Annotated in this window: 12 protein-coding genes; 7 read left to right on the top strand and 5 right to left on the bottom strand. The window is 36.6% G+C overall.

The window, feature by feature from the left end:
• Positions 1-363: 363 nt before the first annotated feature.
• The 3 genes from FEZ18_RS14905 to FEZ18_RS05060 all read right to left on the bottom strand — a co-directional run bounded on the left by FEZ18_RS14905 (position 364) and on the right by FEZ18_RS05060 (position 7,075).
• Positions 364-1,497 carry a hypothetical protein gene (locus FEZ18_RS14905; RefSeq protein WP_317164454.1) on the bottom strand — a complete coding sequence of 378 codons (1,134 nt, stop codon included), beginning with the start codon at positions 1,495-1,497 and terminating at the stop codon, positions 364-366.
• Positions 1,451-5,932, bottom strand: a complete 4,482-nt coding sequence (locus FEZ18_RS05065) for an alpha-2-macroglobulin family protein (RefSeq protein WP_317164453.1) — start codon at positions 5,930-5,932, stop codon at positions 1,451-1,453. The genes FEZ18_RS14905 and FEZ18_RS05065 overlap by 47 nt, the downstream gene beginning before the upstream one ends.
• A gap of 78 nt (positions 5,933-6,010) precedes the next feature.
• On the bottom strand, positions 6,011-7,075 hold the full coding sequence (locus FEZ18_RS05060) for an isoaspartyl peptidase/L-asparaginase family protein (protein WP_153267313.1): 1,065 nt from the start codon (positions 7,073-7,075) through the stop codon (positions 6,011-6,013).
• A 115-nt stretch (positions 7,076-7,190) separates the two neighbouring features.
• Here FEZ18_RS05060 and FEZ18_RS05055 point away from each other — a divergent pair, with 115 nt between their 5' ends.
• On the top strand, positions 7,191-8,744 hold the full coding sequence (locus FEZ18_RS05055; protein ID WP_153267312.1) for an aldehyde dehydrogenase family protein: 1,554 nt from the start codon (positions 7,191-7,193) through the stop codon (positions 8,742-8,744).
• Positions 8,745-8,872: 128 nt separating this feature from the next.
• Here FEZ18_RS05055 and FEZ18_RS05050 read toward each other — a convergent pair whose 3' ends face one another.
• Both FEZ18_RS05050 and FEZ18_RS05045 read right to left on the bottom strand, forming a co-directional pair.
• Positions 8,873-10,006, bottom strand: coding sequence for an ATP-binding protein (locus FEZ18_RS05050; protein WP_153267311.1), 1,134 nt, complete (start codon positions 10,004-10,006; stop codon positions 8,873-8,875).
• A 56-nt stretch (positions 10,007-10,062) separates the two neighbouring features.
• Entirely contained in the window at positions 10,063-10,815 is a 753-nt protein-coding gene (locus FEZ18_RS05045) for an SDR family NAD(P)-dependent oxidoreductase (protein ID WP_153267310.1), read from the bottom strand.
• Between the two features lie 270 nt (positions 10,816-11,085).
• Here FEZ18_RS05045 and FEZ18_RS05040 point away from each other — a divergent pair, with 270 nt between their 5' ends.
• The 6 genes from FEZ18_RS05040 (at position 11,086) to FEZ18_RS05015 (ending at position 17,914) form a co-directional block, all read left to right on the top strand.
• A complete protein-coding gene (locus tag FEZ18_RS05040) occupies positions 11,086-12,087 on the top strand; it encodes an AAA family ATPase (protein ID WP_153267309.1) in 1,002 nt (333 codons plus the stop codon).
• Between the two features lie 134 nt (positions 12,088-12,221).
• Positions 12,222-13,085: a DUF58 domain-containing protein gene (locus FEZ18_RS05035; protein ID WP_153267308.1), complete on the top strand. Its 864-nt coding sequence runs from the start codon at positions 12,222-12,224 to the stop codon at positions 13,083-13,085.
• A 61-nt stretch (positions 13,086-13,146) separates the two neighbouring features.
• On the top strand, positions 13,147-14,826 hold the full coding sequence (locus FEZ18_RS05030) for a BatD family protein (RefSeq protein ID WP_228122868.1): 1,680 nt from the start codon (positions 13,147-13,149) through the stop codon (positions 14,824-14,826).
• Positions 14,826-15,830: a vWA domain-containing protein gene (locus tag FEZ18_RS05025; protein WP_153267307.1), complete on the top strand. Its 1,005-nt coding sequence runs from the start codon at positions 14,826-14,828 to the stop codon at positions 15,828-15,830. Before FEZ18_RS05030 ends, FEZ18_RS05025 begins: the two co-directional genes overlap by 1 nt.
• Positions 15,831-15,919: 89 nt before the next feature.
• The gene (locus FEZ18_RS05020) at positions 15,920-16,957 is read left to right on the top strand and encodes a VWA domain-containing protein (protein ID WP_153269049.1); all 1,038 of its coding nucleotides are present in this window, start codon (positions 15,920-15,922) and stop codon (positions 16,955-16,957) included.
• 117 nt (positions 16,958-17,074) lie between these two features.
• Entirely contained in the window at positions 17,075-17,914 is an 840-nt protein-coding gene (locus FEZ18_RS05015; protein WP_153267306.1) for a tetratricopeptide repeat protein, read from the top strand.
• The last annotated feature ends 22 nt before the right edge of the window (positions 17,915-17,936 follow it).

Below are 17,936 nucleotides of genomic sequence, written 5' to 3'. Positions count from 1 at the left end.
AGCAAATTTAACTGGTCTTTTAACTTTATTTGGGCGTTACCCCTAAAAAGGGGTCGGGCTTTCCAATACAATCTTTTTTTCGTGCCTCAAAAAAGGATTTCCTTTTCAATCCCTAACGCGCTAGTTTGTAATGTTAGTTTTTTGGGGTGTAATTTTAGTAAAATCACAAAAGGTAAAAACCTTTATTTGAAATAAAATAGGTTATTCTGCAAGGTGTTTTTAAATCTTGTAGCGAAGTGTTTGACAAAAAATAATTTAGAGCATATACTGCTATCTGTTTATGCGTTAACAAAGGCCTAACCGGTTTTCAAAACCGGTTAGGTCTCAGTGCAATCTTGCAGGATGAGCTAAAATTATCCCTAATTATTTTTCAACCTCAACCCATTGGCCTTTGGTTCGTACTAAATAGTCGTTATCGTACATGGCTTCGGCTTGAATACCGGGTAAATAATAGGTGCCAAGGTACGAAGCGTTTAACATGACATGAAATGTTTTACGACCTTGTTTTCCTTTTTCAGCTAAATCAAAATAGAAATTTACGCGGTCGTCTCTAATATCGGTAAAACGCGCTTGGCTGGTTGTGCTGCTTCCAAAATCTGTAAATCTGGTATTCACAATTTCCCATCCCGAAGGGAAAATTTGGGTTAATGCCACATCGTTAACATACTCATTTTTTAAATTACTTATGGTAACGCTCGCAACAAAATCCTGACCTTGTTTAAGTTTTGAAATAGAAATAGCATTGCCGTTTAAATCTTTAAAAGTATAGGCTACACTTAAACCACGTTGCTCCACTAGCTCTTCACCTAAGGGTAATTTACCCGAATTTAAAACACGTACATAAACAATATTGTCTTTATTATTTGTAAAGGATAGTTCGTTGCTGCCATCGTTTATTTGCAGTTCACGCTGGGCAATAGCACTTTTACTATCTATGCTTTTAGTTTTTCCGTTAATGGTGTAGTTTACGTGTAATGCTTTTCCGCCGTTAGCATTTACCATTTTAGCCATCGCCAATAAACTGTAAGCTGTAGTTTGGGTGCTCATCCAACGGTTACTCGATAAATCTTTCGCAATGTACTCGGCTAATTCACGTTGCTTTTCGTTTTTAGTAAGCACCATAGTTTCTAAAGCCATTGCGCGATTTCTATCTCGAGATCCGTAGGTGTAATAATTGTGCTTAACCGGTTTGAATTCAATATTTGCCGACTGCGAAATTTTGTCGCTCGCTTCTTTTTGGCCCACTAAGGCAAATGCTGCAGCCAAACGCCATTTTGCTTCATTAGAAATTTCTGAGAATTCACGAAGCCTATTCATACTTGCTAAATCTGGGCTTCCAGCCAATGCTAAAGTGTATAATCTGTAAGCCTGAGCCAAATCAGAATTATATGTTCTATAGCTAGGTCTCCAATCTCTCGCCGCTTGTTTTTGGTAAGCCATCCAATTGCTTTTAAAGGTTAAGGGTAAAACATAGCCTTTCTTTTCGGCTTCTATCATAAAATGCCCCAGCATAACTGGTACTCCAATCGTCTACGGTATTTTCACCCATCCAATAACTCAAACCGCCATTCGGCAATTGGAAATGCGCTAAGCGCGTAATACCTTTTTCTATATTATTTTGAATCTCTTGCTTTTTGTCTTGTGTTAAATCGAAAATATCGCTTAAAAATAACTGCGGGAATACCCCAGATGCCGTTTGCTCTAAACAGCCATGTGGGTACTGAATTAAAAACTGTAAGCGGCGCGAAAAATCCATGGGTGGTAAGGTCGAAAACTCTAAAGTAGCCGTATTTGTTCCAGGAACACCAAATGTTGACAGCGTAATCGCTTCAGTTTTATTGGCAGATAGGGTTATATCTGTTGGTTTTGATGAAATGGGATTCGGATTTACAACATCTAATTCGACTTTATAAGTAGATTTCTCGCCATGTCCTGTTGCAATAACTTCAACGGTATTTATACCTTTTGCCTTGCTTACATCGAGCTCGAAATACGCCATTTTTTCGTCTGGTTTTGAAAAGGATAAAGATTTCTCTTTTGCTCCAACTACAGCAATACCATCACTTAATTTTAAATTAATGTTTACATTTTTCACCTTGGTTTCCATGGCAAAAACAGTAACGGGTAGTATTACTTTCTCGCCCGGGCTTAATTTCCGCGGCAGCGAAGCTAAAACCATTAAAGGTTTTTTAACTTCCACAGATTTATCGATGCTTCCGTATGCTTCATGGTTTATATCGCCTGCAATTACCATGGTTCGCACGGCACCAATATAGTTTGGTAATTTTAAAGTGTGTGTTTTCTCTTCGCCAGCTTGTAAATTAAAAGGGCCTAAATAAGTAACAACAGGTTTAAACCGATTGGCCTTTTTGTTTTTTCCGCCTTCCATATAGCCGTCTCCACCAATAGCAAACACTTGGTCGATACTACCAGAATAAGCGCCAATAACAGCATCGAAAATATCCCAAGTTTTTACGCCTAAAGCCTCACGTTTATAGAATTCTTCCCATGCGTTTGGTGTTTTAAAGTTAGTTAAACTCAATAGGCCTTCTTCTACCATAGCAACAGTGTAGGTCATGGGTTTCTTATTTTTTTCTGAAACAGATATCTTAAAAGATTCTTTAGGACGCAGCACATCTGGCATTTGTAATTGTGGCTCTAACTTGGTATTTGGGTCTTCAACGCGTAATGGAATAACACCAAATAATCGAATTGGTAAATCGTTAATCGAAATGGCATGTGGCTGTAAAAGCGATATATTAATGAATACATTGGGTGCCATTACCGATGTTATTGGAATATTAACCGTGGTTTCTCCTTGTTGCGTTTTTACCCATTTGTAGTCTAAAACTTCTGTGCCATTTTCTATACTTACCAAAGCACGACCTGCGCTACCCGATTGGAAGGTTATTTTTGCAGTTTCACCAACATTATATTTTTCTTTATCGGCTGAAAACACAAGCATTTTTGCCGCTTCTTTATCTCCAGAGCTAGAATTGCTCCACCAATTTTTGTAAAAATAGGCGGTTCTTCCCGTGGCATGCCCACTAACTGGATCGAAAATTCTAATCAAGTATCGCCCACGATCTTTATCTGGGATATTGATGTTTAAGGTGCTTTTTCCGTTAGCATCGGTGTTTATTTTAGAGTTTAAATAGGGTTTATGGTAGCTGCTAGCTACATAACTAGACAGATTGTCGTAAGAGGAATTCCACCACCAGCGCCATTCAATTTTATAAACTTTTACTTCAAGATTATCGCGTTTTACAGGTTGTCCTTCAGCATTAACCACCACCACATCGAATGTTTGGTTTTCGTCTGTAAAAAACGAACCATAGGCATTTCCTTCTGGCGAACGTAAACCCACAAACGATTTGTACGGGGCATATGGTTTGGTAAAAGCATCGATTGAAAAATCGCCGCCATTCTCGAAAGCACGTACTAAAAATTGCGCGTTAAGCATGCCCGGCGCATTTTTACCAATATTTAATTGCTTGTTTAATCGCGCTAAACCATCCCCATCAACCTTGCCTGTAAAAACAGTTATTTCTTCGGTGTTAAAACGACGTGTAGGATCGTTAAAAGTGTATTGGCTATAGTTTTTAAAACTGGTGTTCGAGGGTGAGAATTTCGCTTTAATTTCCGCTTTTAAGTTTTTTCCTGGCGCGCCATGAAGCCATTTTACATCTAGAACTCCTTTTAAAGGGGTCTCACTGGTTAAGATCTCATCTTCAAAATCTACTTTAATTTTTAAACGGTTTGGTTTAACGGTTTCAATTTTTAATTGTTTGTAAAATGCGGCACCACCAACCGAAACTTTGGCGTTGTAGTTTCCAGTTTTGTCCTCCTGAGCGGTTGGTACTGTAAATTTGTAAAAGTTATTAAGATTAGCCGAGGTTATATTTTTATAAACTAATTTTCCTTCAGGACTTGTAATCTCCATTTTAACAGGATGTCCTTTGGGTAGTTTGTTGTTGGCGTCGTTTAATAAAAAGGTTAAATGCAGGGTGTCGCCTGGTCTCCATACCCCACGTTCTCCGTATATGTAGCCTTTAAGTCCACGTTGTAAACGGTTTCCAGAAACGTCAAATTTACTTAGGGATAAGGAATTGCCGTCGTCTAGTTTTATATAGGCACTGTTTTGCCCTTTAGAAACAATAGCAAAACTAGCATGTTTATCAGAATCTATAGTTATTAAACCTTGTTCGTCGGTAGACCTGCTCTCAATCTCTTGTTGTTGGTAGTTGTAGAGCGTCACCTTGGCATTAGCTTCTGGGTTGGTGGTTAAAATATTAGTAACTGCGAAGTAATAAGAATTGTTTGTGCCGCGTTTTGCAATAACACCTATATTTGAGGCCAACAGATTTTGAGAGACTATTTTACGTTCGTTATAATAAGCATCGTGGCAAGGGTTCTCTTCTTCACGCCAGTTATAGTTGTAGTTTTTGTAGCGGTAAAGTAAGTTGTCCCAATAGGCCTCTTCTTTTAAATCCTCGTCGTACGAAGCAATGTCGTTTAAATCGCTATAAAAATCGTCTTCATAATAATCGTTATAGCTGTCTTCCTCAGGGCTTGTATTATTTGAGTTTAAGGCACAATCGTAAAGCGAGTAGGTTTTATCGAAGCTCAGTTCTACGCGATAAATAGCACCAGGATCGGCTTTAAAAAACGTTGACAAATCAATACTGTAAGCTTTCCATTTCCCTGTGTTTTCGGCAGCAGTTTGTAATTGAATTGTTTGTTTGGCAATGCGTCTTCCAACTTTTTTTATCTCGTAGGTATTGTTGCTGTTTATGGTGTTTTCTTGAAGAAATTGAAGCACATTGTCTTGAAAAACTTTAATAACCCTAACATCTACCGCACTTAAATTAACAGCTTCAAAATTAAATTTTAGAGCCTCAGAATTAGGTAGGATGCTGCCATTGCTTATTAAACGAACTTGAGGTTTTAAGTCTTCAAAAGTAATGGTTTCGGAAAAAGGATGCTTTAGTTTAAAATCATCTGTGTTTTTAATCCCTTGAAAAACATCAACTTTTATTGCGCCTACTAATTTACTGTCTGGATAAATTTTTAAGACATTGCCTTGCACAATATATTTTAGGTTTTTGGTTTTTTCAATGGCTACCAAACCATCAAAATTCTGTTGTTTTTTTAAAGGATCCGAGAAATTAATCGAGAGATATTGTTCTGGAGATTGCACGACATCTACATTTACAATCGAGAAATTATTTATGCCAGGAATAGCAATCGTGTTTTCTCCAGAATTTGGGGCACTTATGGTTTTACCACTCCATTTAATTAGAATTTTACTGTCTTCTATTTGCCTGTTTATACTGTCAATTTTAAATTCAAAAAATCTAGATAGCGAATCGGTTTCATTAAAAACCAAGGTTAAGTTTTTATCATTTTGAGATGCTTTAACTAAGGTTTTAGCATCTTTTAAAGCGATTACATCGGCAGATTTAATAACGCCTTCAAGGTATTGCCAGTTTTTACTGTAAGATTGCAAATGGTTGGTTAGTACATTAAAACTAGGTGCAATTGTTTTAAATTGAAAGGTGTAGTCTTTAAAGTCTTGAGGCATATCGGTATAAATGCGACCAAGTTTTAAGGTGACTGTATATTCTGTATCGGGCTCTAAATACTCGTCTGGAGTAAAGGTTAATGTGTTGCTGTTATTAGCCGTTAATTTCCCTTGAACATGAGGTTTTACGCTCAAGATATGGTCTGATATCTCCATACCCATTTCCCACTCGTCAACAGCTTTAGCCAAATTTATTTGTATGGGCGAAGCTACCGATGTCATTCCCGAAGTGGTATAACTAATATAGTCTCTAAATTTGAAAAGATTATCGGTTTCTTCAGCTTCTTTTTTACAAGAAGCTAAGAACGTAATTATTAAAACGAAAGGGACGAGTTTTTTAAATGACATAGTATGGATTTAAGAACTGAGATATAAACAAAAAGCGGCGTTCGAGTAACGTGAGATTATAGAAAAAGGTTGGTCGTACTAAGGTTTTTCTTCCTCGTCTTCATAAATACCAATCACTAAGTTGCCTTTATCGTCCATAGTTGCTCTATACATTCCAGCGGTATTAAATTCTGCCACCATATTACCGTTTTTATCAACAGCAACAATACCACCAGTACCACCAAGATTGCTTAGTTTATTTTGAACAACTTCTTTTGAGGCTTCTTTAAGCGATAAACCTTTATATTCCATAAGAGCAGAAATATCGTAAGCTACCATACCTCGAATAAAATACTCACCCCAACCTGTACTCGATACTGCGCAAGTAGCATTATTAGCATAGGTACCAGCTCCAATAATAGGCGAATCGCCAATACGACCCCAACGTTTATTCGTCATGCCTCCAGTCGAGGTTCCAGCCGTTAAATTACCATCTTTATCGAGTGCAGCACAACCTACCGTTCCAAATTTGGAATCTTGAATGGTGTCATCATAAAATGAAACTTTGGTATCGTGGTCTAATTCTGTTTTTTCTTGGTTTTTTATCTTTTGAAGGGCTTTAAAACGGGTGTCGGTGTGAAAATAACTAGGGTCAACCATTTGCAAACCCTGTTCTTTTGCAAAGGTATCGGCACCTTTACCAGAAAGCATAACATGAGGCGAATTATCCATGATAGCACGCGCTAAATCAATAGGGTTTTTTACGGTGGTTGTGCCAGCAGAAGCACCAGCATTTAATGTTTTACCATCCATAATCGAGGCATCGTGTTCGTTCGTTTCTTCATGTGTAAACACGGCGCCTTTACCCGCGTTAAAAAGCGGAGAATCTTCCATAACGTTTATGGTTTTTGTAACCGCTTCTAAACTTGTTCCTCCATTTTTTAAAATGTTATAACCCACTCGAATGGCTTCCTCTAATTTCGATTTATAGGCGGCTTCTTTCTCGGGGGTCATATTCTTTTTAAGAATGGTGCCAGCACCACCATGAATTATTATTGCGAATTCTTGTTTAGGGAGTTGTGGGACTTCTTCTGTATTATTTTCGGAATTTTTGCAAGCGTTGAAAGATAATACGATAGTAGTTAAAAGAATGAGTTTTTTCATAATGGATTAGTCTTGTTAAGCGTTTCAATATAGTATTTTAATATGAAATTCAGAAAAAAATAACGCCGTAATTTAGTATATTCGCAGTGAAGTCAATAAAAAAATCAAACAATACATGGAAACAGTAGCAGCTGAATTTGGAATACAAGACACTTTAAAAGAATTAGGTATAAAACCTATAAATAATGGCACATCTACAGGGGCCAATAATTTTTCGAACGGAGACCTTATAGAATCTTATTCACCAGTAGATGGTAAGCTAATTGCTAAAGTAAAAGCCTCTACGCAGGACGATTACGAAAAGGTGATGGCAACAGCTAGCAAAGCATTTTTAACTTTTCGAGATATGCCAGCACCACAGCGTGGGGAGATTGTACGCCAGTTTGGAAATAAATTAAGAGAATTAAAAGAACCTCTAGGTAAATTGGTGTCTTATGAGATGGGTAAATCCTTGCAAGAAGGTTACGGCGAAGTTCAAGAAATGATTGATATTTGCGATTTTGCTGTAGGCTTATCAAGACAGTTAAACGGACAAACCATGCCGTCTGAGCGTCCAGGACACGTCATGCGTGAGCAATGGCACCCTATTGGGGTTGTTGGAATTATTTCGGCATTTAACTTTCCAGTGGCGGTTTGGGCATGGAACACGGCATTAGCATGGGTTTGTGGTGATGTATGTGTTTGGAAAGCTTCAGAAAAAGTACCTCTATGCTCTGTGGCCTGTCAAAATATTATTGCCGAGGTTTTAAAAGAAAATAACTTGCCAGAAGGGATTTCAAGTATTATTACGGGCGATTATAAAGTAGGCGAGATGATGACTAAAGATACTAGAGTGGCGTTAGTATCTGCTACGGGTTCTACTCGAATGGGACGTATTGTAGGCACAACAGTTGCCCAGCGTTTTGGTAAATCACTATTAGAATTGGGCGGTAACAATGCCATTATTATTACGCCTACGGCCGATTTAAAAGTGGTGGTTCCAGGTGCTGTATTTGGTGCTGTGGGCACTTGCGGACAGCGTTGTACTTCAACAAGACGTTTAATTATTCACGAATCAGTCTATAATAAAGTAAGAGACGCCATTGTAGGTGCATACGGCCAATTAACCATTGGTAACCCGTTGGATGAAAAAAATCATATCGGGCCTTTAATTGATAAAGATTCGGTAAATACATATCTAGCTGCTATTGAAAAAGCTAAGGCTGAAGGCGGTAATGTTTTAGTTGAAGGCGGTGTTTTAGAAGGTAAAGGATACGAAAGCGGCTGTTATGTAAAACCAACCATAATTGAAGCTGAAAATCATTTTGAAATCGTTCAACACGAAACTTTTGCTCCAATTTTATATGTAATGAAGTATTCCGGAGGTGTTGAAAATGCTATTGAAAAGCAGAATGCGGTTGCTCAAGGTTTATCGTCGGCCATTATGACTAATGAATTGAAAGAGGCCGAGAAATTTTTATCTTATGCTGGTTCAGACTGTGGCATTGCTAACGTAAACATTGGGACTTCGGGTGCTGAAATTGGTGGTGCTTTTGGTGGTGAAAAAGAAACTGGTGGCGGTCGCGAGTCTGGTAGTGATGCTTGGAAAGTGTATATGAGAAGACAAACCAATACGATTAATTATTCAGATGAGTTGCCTTTAGCCCAAGGCATTAAGTTTGATTTATAGATTTTTAATTTATAATAAAATTCAGTCAATTTTTAACTCAAGACCCCACAGGATATAGAAACTGTGGGGTCTTTGCTTTTACTGAAAAAAATATAGATAACATCTCTGAGAATTAATTTTTAATGAATTTAGCTATATTTCACTTTTCTTAAAATGCGTAAAGCCTCTTTGTATAGATTATATATTTCTTCACTATAAGCTTTTAAATAGGGTTTGGCCTCGTTGAGTTTATCGATAGCATCATGAAATAAATTAAAATAGCATATTAAATAGGTTACAGGTAAGTTTTTTAAATCGTCTTCTTCATTTTTTGTAAGCGAAAGTCCTTTTTTTAGTTTTTCTAATAGCGCATTGTTAGAATTATAAATATGATGTAATATTTTTTTATCAAATTGAGGCGGTTCAAATAATAGCTTAGTATCAATATTATAAGTGGCGTTATCTTCAAAACTAATAATGGTTTCCTCCAGCGGATAATATTTATTGGTGTTTTGAAGTCCGAGATTTACATATTCAATAATCTGAAACGAGTCTGGATTTATTGTGATTGAAACTTGATCTAAAGCCGAGAAAAATAAACGGACTTGCTCATTAATCAATTCAATATCTACCCTAGAGTAAAAGGTTTCATCTTTTATTGTCTTTTTTTGCCCAGACCAACACACTACAAAATATTCTTTAAACACTTTGTATTGGGCATTGTAATCTTTTCGGGTATTCATAAAATGAAAAACGGCATCTAAGGTGTGTTCAATATTGTTTTGTGCATTGTTTTCAATAGCTTCAACAATTTTAGAATTGATGTCTTTTATATCCACATCAAACACCTTGGGCATACTTATGCTGCCATCTCTAAAGAATACCGAACCCCCATAATATTTCCATATATTTTTCCGCAAGGAAGTGATTTTCCCCGTAGGGCGAATGGTGACTAATCCTACTACTTTGTCGTTTGGCAAATGCGGAAACGGAATGTTTTCGTACTGCACAATAGGCGGATTGGTTAAATAGGCATTAATGAGGTTCTGGATTTTACTATCGTCAAAAAAATCGACACCAACAATATTGTTGTCTTCATCTTCTACACCAATTACAATATAAGAGTTGTTTTTAGGGTTGCTGTTGGAAAGCGCACAAATGTGTTTTAAAAACTTGCCTTTCCCTTCTTTTTGACTAATATCTATTTTACGCTTTTTGTCATAAAAACTGTTCTCATCGTTGTGAGCTAAAAGGTGTTTTATAAGTAAGCGTTTGTTAATCATTATTAAAGTTGTTTATTTTTAATTCCCGTGAAGACGGGAATCTTATAGTTGTAATTTTAAAATTCTTTTTTAACAATAGTGCTGCTCGCTTGCGCCGTGGGCAACACCAATACATCCGCAATATTTACATGAGGCGGTCTTGAAATGGCAAAATAAATAATCTCTGCAATATCTTCGGCTTGCAAAGCTTTATAGCCTTTATAAACGTTTTCAGCCATAGCATCGCCTTTAAAACGCACTTTAGAAAACTCGGTTTCAACCAAGCCAGGGTTTACGGCACCAACTTTTATTCCAAACGGGTTTAAGTCCATGCGCATGCCTTCAGTAATTGCTAAAACGGCATGTTTACTGCCACAATACACGTTGCCTTTTGGGTAAACTTCTTTTCCAGCAGAAGAGCCTATATTTATAATATGTCCAGTTTGACGCTCGGTCATTTGCGGAATAACTGCTTTACTTACATAAAGTAAGCCTTTTACATTAATATCCATCATGGCATCCCAATCGTCGAGGTTTCCAGTTTGTATAGGGTCTAATCCGTGCGCATTTCCAGCATTATTAATAAGAATATCAATAATTTTAAAGGCTTTTGGTAGCGACTCAATAGCTTTTAAAGTCTCGTTTTTATCGCGAACATCAAAATTTAAAATATGCACATGGGTTAAACGTTCTAAATCGTTTTTTATGCTGTTTAGGCGTTCTAATCGTCTCCCACAAAGTATTAGATTTATATCGTGTTTTGCTAATTCGTATGCTGTAGCTTTTCCAATACCACTGGTAGCTCCTGTGATTAGTGCTGTTTTTCTCATGGTTTTTATATCGTTATAATTTTCAATAAAAATACTTAAAACAGATGAATTTGTTTGTCTAGTTTTAAAAATGTACTTGGTGTTTTTTGAGTAGTGTACTAGATCGGCCAAATATGGTATATACTCTTGTTAAATATTTGATTACGGCAAGCTGTATTAATAGCCTTGCTGATTTTTAACCAATTTTTAACAGCGTTACAACTAAAATTTTAACAATTTGCATTGCTTAAAAATAAGCGCAGTATATTCGACACTTCAAATAATAAAATAATGGAAGAAACAGGTACAATTGATATTAAGGCAATTAACGAAAAGATTGAGAAAGAAAGTGCTTTTGTTGATTTGCTCATGTTTGAGATGAATAAAATGATAATTGGGCAAAAAGATATGGTCGAGCGTTTACTAATAGGCTTATTAGGTCGTGGGCATATTTTACTTGAAGGGGTTCCAGGCTTAGCAAAAACACTTGTTATTAATACCTTAGCGCAAGCGGTCGAGGGGAGCTTTAGTAGAATACAATTTACTCCAGATTTATTGCCTGCCGATGTTACGGGAACATTAATTTACAATATGAAACTTAATGATTTCTCTATTAAAAAAGGGCCTATATTCGCCAACTTTGTTCTGGCAGACGAGATTAATAGAGCACCAGCTAAGGTGCAATCGGCACTACTGGAAGCCATGCAGGAAAAGCAAGTTACTATTGGCGATGAAACTTACATTTTAGATAAGCCGTTTTTAGTAATGGCAACACAAAACCCAGTGGAGCAAGAAGGTACGTACCCGTTGCCAGAAGCTCAGGTAGATCGTTTTATGCTAAAAACCATTATAGATTATCCTAAAATAAACGAAGAGCAGCTTATTATGCGCGCCAATTTAAAAGGTACATGGGATAAGGTAAATCCTGTGGTTTCTACTGCTCAAATTTTACGAGCTCAAGAGGTTGTTCGAGAGGTTTATATGGACGAGAAAATTGAGAAATACATTCTCGATATTGTTTTTGCTACGCGATATCCAGAAAAATATAAACTGGCCGATTTAAAACCCTTAATAGCTTTTGGCGCCTCACCTCGAGGAAGTATTAATTTGGCAACTGCCGCAAAATGCTATGCCTTTATTAAGCGTCGTGGTTACGTTATTCCAGAGGATGTTCGTGCTGTAGTTCAAGATGTACTAAGACACAGGATAGGCATTACTTACGAGGCTGAAGCCGAAAATGTAACCTCAGAGGACATTATTAATAAAATTGTAAACGAGATCGAAGTACCATAAAAGGTTCTAGTCCCGTAAAGGAAACCGCCATTGTATAAGGATGTGGGTGTGAGGGAACAAAATATGATACTTAAAAACATTTCAAATTAAAATTTAACAGCGATTAATTCCTCTTTTACGGGGAGTAAGGGCTTATGGATACTAAAGAACTACTTAAAAAAGTACGCAAAATAGAGATTAAGACACGACGTTTGTCCGATCATATTTTTGGAGGCGAATACCACTCGACTTTCAAGGGGCGGGGTATGACTTTTTCTGAAGTGCGTCAGTATCAATTTGGAGACGATGTAAGAAGCATCGATTGGAATGTTACCGCACGCTATAACGAACCGTTTGTAAAAGTTTTTGAAGAAGAGCGCGAGCTTACCATGATGCTTATGGTCGATGTGTCGGGCTCAGAATTATTTGGTACTCAAAATCAGTTTAAAAATGAAATAATCACCGAAATTGCGGCAACGCTGGCCTTTTCGGCAACTCAGAATAACGATAAAATCGGACTTATTTTATTTTCAGATCAAGTCGAATTATTTATTCCTCCCAAAAAAGGACGTTCTCACGTTTTGCGAATAATTCGAGAGTTAATTGAATTTAAACCAAAAAGTAAGCTCACCGATGTTTCTGAAGCCTTAAGGTTTTTGTCCAATGTCATGAAGAAGAAAGCCATTGTGTTTATGCTATCTGATTTTTTTGCAGACAACTATCAACAAACCCTTAAAATTGTGGCCAGAAAACACGATGTTACGGGTATTCGAATTTATGATAAAATGGAAGCCGAAATTCCAAACTTGGGTGTCGTACAAATGCAAGATGCCGAAACTGGTGAGTTTATGTTAGTGAATACGACCTCTAAAAAAGTAAGACGTCAATACGGTAAATTTTATCATGAAAAAGTAAACTACTACAAAGATGCCTTCGCTAAATCTGGCGCAGGAACCATAAACTGTCGGGTAGACGAAAGTTATGTAAAAAAATTACTGGGATATTTTAAACACAGATAAGATATTAAGTTAAAGGTTAAAAGTGATGTCGGGCTAAGCGCCAAAGTGAAGCTTTTTTAAAATGAAAAATAAAAAATCAAATATAATAAGGTCAAGAGTTAAGAGTCAAGAATCGAGAAGGGTTTTTAATTTTGGTAAACGGGTTTTGTCTTTTGTCTTGGTGCTTTCATCTTGGTTCATAAATGCTCAAGTCACCGCTGAAATCGACTCGACGTCTATAAAAATTGGTGAACAAATTACATATAAGATTCAAGTTGAAACCGATACCACAAATCTTGTTGTCTTTCCAGAAGGACAAACTTTTTTGCCCTTAGAAGTGATTGAGTCTTATAAAACAGACACTTTAAAAAACAAGGATAAATTTAATCTGATAAAAACCTATGGTTTAACTCAATTTGATTCGGGAACCTATACCATTCCAAGACAAAAAATTGCCATTGGTGATAAACTGTTTTTCACAGATTCTATGAAGGTTGAGGTTAGAAATGTTCTAATTGATACCACAAAACAAGGCTTGTACGATATTAAGCCGATTATAACCGTTAACAAAACGGGAAGTAATTGGTTTAAATACCTATTAATAACCTTACTTATAATTGCTGCTGTTGGCTTTGTGCTGTATTGGTTTATTTGGCGAAAAAAACCGCTTACTCAAGCCGAAGAAATCGCATTATTACCACCCTATGATAGAGCTAAATTGGCCTTAAAAAAACTAGACGATAGCCTTTATCTCGAACACGAAAATTTAAAAGATTACTATTCAGATCTAACGTTCATCATCAAAAAGTATCTTGATGAAAAGGTATACGACCGCGCTTTAGAAAGTACAACAGACGAGCTAATTTATAGGCTAAACCTTCTTAAAGACGGTAATCAGATAAAAATCACAAAAGAAGATATTGCTAATTTAGAAAGCATATTAAAACGCGCCGATTTAGTGAAATTTGCAAAATCTGCACCAGATGTGGAGTTGGCAAAGTTAGATAGAAACACCATTGATGCTAAAATTGATCAGGTTAAAGAAGCCTTACCCGAACCTACTGAAGAAGAAAAACTTTTAGACGAGCAGTACAAAAAAGAATTAGAGCGCAAACAAAAGCGTAATAAAATTATAGCCACCGTTGCGGTTGGTCTATTTTTAGCCATAGCAACTTTTGTTGGTTTTGGTTTAAAATATGGTTTTACTTATGTTAAAGATCATATTTTTGGTCACGAAAGTAAAACCCTTTTAGAGGGTAACTGGGTAAACAGTGCGTATGGCTTTCCGCCCATACATATTTCAACACCCCAAGTATTAAAACGAATGGACACACCTAAATCTCAAGAATTAAATCAAGACACAAGCGTGTCTACGTTTAGTTATGGAGCGCTAACCGAGATGTTTTGGGTAAGTACAAGCACATCAATACTAAAAAATCCTGGTGAGGAAGGTGTCGATCTGGAAAAAATTTCTGAAAACACCTTACAAGATTTTGAAGCCCAAGGAGCAAAAGATATTATTGTTTTAAAAGAACTGTTTACGACCCCAAATGGTGCCGAGGGATTAAAAACACATGGGACATTTAAAATACTTAGTCCGATTTCTAATAAACTACAGGAAGGGAACTATGTTATGCTTCATTTTACGGCAGAAAATGTGCTCCAACAAATTATAATTACAAGTCCTAAAGACGATACTTATGCAGATCAGATGGTGGCACGTATTTTAAATTCAATAGAACTTAAAGAAGTCGAAGAATAATGTTTGAAGGAATACAATTTTTAAATAAAGATTTTTTTTGGTTACTACTGCTTTTACCGTTAGCGGTATTTTGGTATGTTTTAAAGCATCGTGTACAAACCTCAGAATTAAAAATATCTAGTTTAAAGGGTTTTAAACTAGAAAATTCGTGGTTACCTAAAGCCAAGCACTTCTTATTTGTTTTAAGACTATTGGCTTTAACATTGCTTATCGTGGCCATGGCGAGACCGCAAACGGTAGATGTGTCTTCAAGAACAAAAACCACCAAAGGTATAGATATTGTTATGGCTATTGATGTATCTGCTAGTATGCTGGCAAAAGATTTAAAACCAAATAGATTGGAAGCCTTAAAAGGTGTCGCTGCAGAGTTTATTAAAGGCCGACCAAACGACAGAATTGGGTTAGTGGAGTACGCCGGCGAAAGCTTTACCAGAACACCAATTACCAGCGACAAATCTATAGTGCTACGCGCTTTAAAGGAGATACAATACAATACCATTATAGAAGGTGGCACCGCTATTGGAATGGGCTTAGCAACCGCTGTAAACCGCTTAAAAGATAGTAAAGCCACAAGTAAGGTTATTATTTTGTTAACCGATGGCGTTAACAATTCTGGATTTATAGACCCTAAAATTGCAAGCGAATTGGCACTAGAATACGGCATTAAAACCTATACGATTGGTTTAGGAACAAACGGTATGGCATTATCACCAGTTGCCATCTTGCCCAACGGCAATTTTCAATATGGCCGCGTACAAGTTGAAATTGATGAGAAATTACTGCAGGAAATCGCAGATCTTACTGGAGGCAAGTATTTTAGAGCGACCGATAATAAAAAACTAGAAGATATTTACGAAGAAATTAATAAACTTGAAAAAACAGAAATTGAAGAATTTAAGTTTTATAATTATGAAGAAAAATTTAGACCCTTGGTTATTCTAGCAGGGCTATTATTGCTTTTAGAATTGCTATTGCGATTTACAATTTTTAGAAGTTTTATATAACAACGGTTTTTATTTCCGCAAAAGCGGAAGACTTTTAGTTTTAATTAGTGAATTCGAGGAAAACAAATCCACGAAAAACAAATAAACACATAATGCAGTTAGAAGAAAAAATATGGTTTTGGGCTCTGGGAGTGATTCCAGCAATCGTTCTATGCTTTTTTGTGCTTCAAATCTGGAAACACAAAACACAGCAGAAGTTTGCCGATAAAAAACTGCTTAAACGGTTAAGCCCAAACAGATCTTTATTCAAATCTATTTTAAAAATCGCGGTATTAAGTCTTGGTTTTGCCTGTTTAGCTCTGGCTTTGGTAAATCCGAAAATTGGCTCTAAGTTGGAAACTGTAAAGCGGGAAGGCGTCGATATTGTTTTTGCTATCGATGTGTCCAAAAGTATGCTTGCCGAAGATATTGCACCAAACCGACTAGAAAAATCGAAACAATTGGTAACACAAATTATCAATAATTTGGCCAGCGATCGTATCGGTATTATTGCTTATGCGGGTAAAGCTTTTCCGCAATTACCAATAACGACAGATTACGCAGCGGCCAAAATGTTTTTAAACAGTATGAATACCGATATGCTATCCTCGCAAGGGACAGCAATCGATGAAGCCATTAAACTGTCTAAAACCTATTTCGACAACGAGCAGCAAACCAACCGAGTACTTATTATCATATCAGACGGTGAAGACCATGGTGAAGATGCCGTGTCTTTAGCCGAAGAAGCTCTAAAAGAAGGAATTAGAATTTTTACTATTGGAGTGGGCGATGTAAAAGGCGGACCAATACCCATAAAAAGAAATGGTGTGATTTCAAATTACAAAAAGGATAGACAGGGAGAAACGGTTATTACACGACTAGACGAAACCACACTAAAAAATATCGCAGCAGGAGCCAATGGAGTTTACATTAATGGCCAAAATACCGATGCGGTGGTTGAGCGCATTAGGGAACTTTTAAATAAAATGGACAAAACCGAATTCGAAGCCAAGCAATTTGCAGAGTATCAAGACCAATTTCAATGGTTTTTAGGCTTTGGAATTTTCTTTTTGCTTTTAGATATTTTTCTTTTAGAACGAAAAACAGAATGGCTTAAAAAATTAAATTTATTTAATGAAAATCTTTAGGCTTCCCGACTTGAAATCCATAGGTTCAAGTCAAGCAAAACAGCACTTATAATTTATAAATTTTTTAACGATATTAACTTGAAAGGTTTTCTATATTAGAATTTAGAAACAATGACGATGAAAAAAGCAGCGATACTTCTATTTACAATATTTGCATCTTTTTCTTTTGCACAAGAAAAAGAAGAGTTAGAGGCATCTAAAAAGTCTAACAATTACATTTATCAGGGTAATACTTTAATAGACGACGATTTTGTATCGGCCGAAATGGCTTATAGGAAAGCAATATCAGAACAGCCAACCACGGTAGCGGGCTTATATAATTTGGGAAGCTCGTATTATAAAAAAGGAAATTACGACGAGGCGCTATACCGACATGAACTGGCTCTTAAAAATGCCGTTTCTAAAACAGAAAAGCATAAGGCATATCATAATATTGGTAATATTTTAATGAAAAACAAAAACTGTATTGCCGCAGTTGAAGCTTATAAGAATGCATTAAGAAACGACCCCACAGATGATGAGGCGCGTTATAATTTGGGCTTAGCAAAAGCCTGTGCAGAGCAGCAAAAAAATCAACAAGATCAAGATAAAGAAGACGATAATCAAGACGATAAAGAAGAAGGCGACCAAGAAAACCAAGATAAAAAGGACGGCGAAGAGGAAGATGATAGCAACGATAAAAAAGATCAGGGCGATAAGGATAATGATGCCGGAGAGGATGAAAAGGAAGATGAAGGAAAACCTAACGAGGATAATAAAGATGAAGGCGACAAAAATAAGGAAGATGACGGTAATAATAAAGACCAGCAGAAGTCGCAACCACAGCCTGGACAACTGTCGCCGCAGCAAATTAAGAGTTTGTTAGAAGCGATGAATAATCAAGAGAAGAAAGTTCAAGAAAAAATGAACGCAAAAAAACAAAAAGGCGAAAGCGTAAAAGCAGAGAAGGACTGGTAAAACGAATCGAGAATAAGGAACC

Origin of the sequence: Oceanihabitans sp. IOP_32 (assembly GCF_009498295.1) — a bacterium.
GTDB classification, from domain to species: domain Bacteria; phylum Bacteroidota; class Bacteroidia; order Flavobacteriales; family Flavobacteriaceae; genus Wocania; species Wocania indica.
Note: the sequence above shows the minus strand (reverse complement) of the source record. Positions and strands in the feature narration are given on the sequence as shown.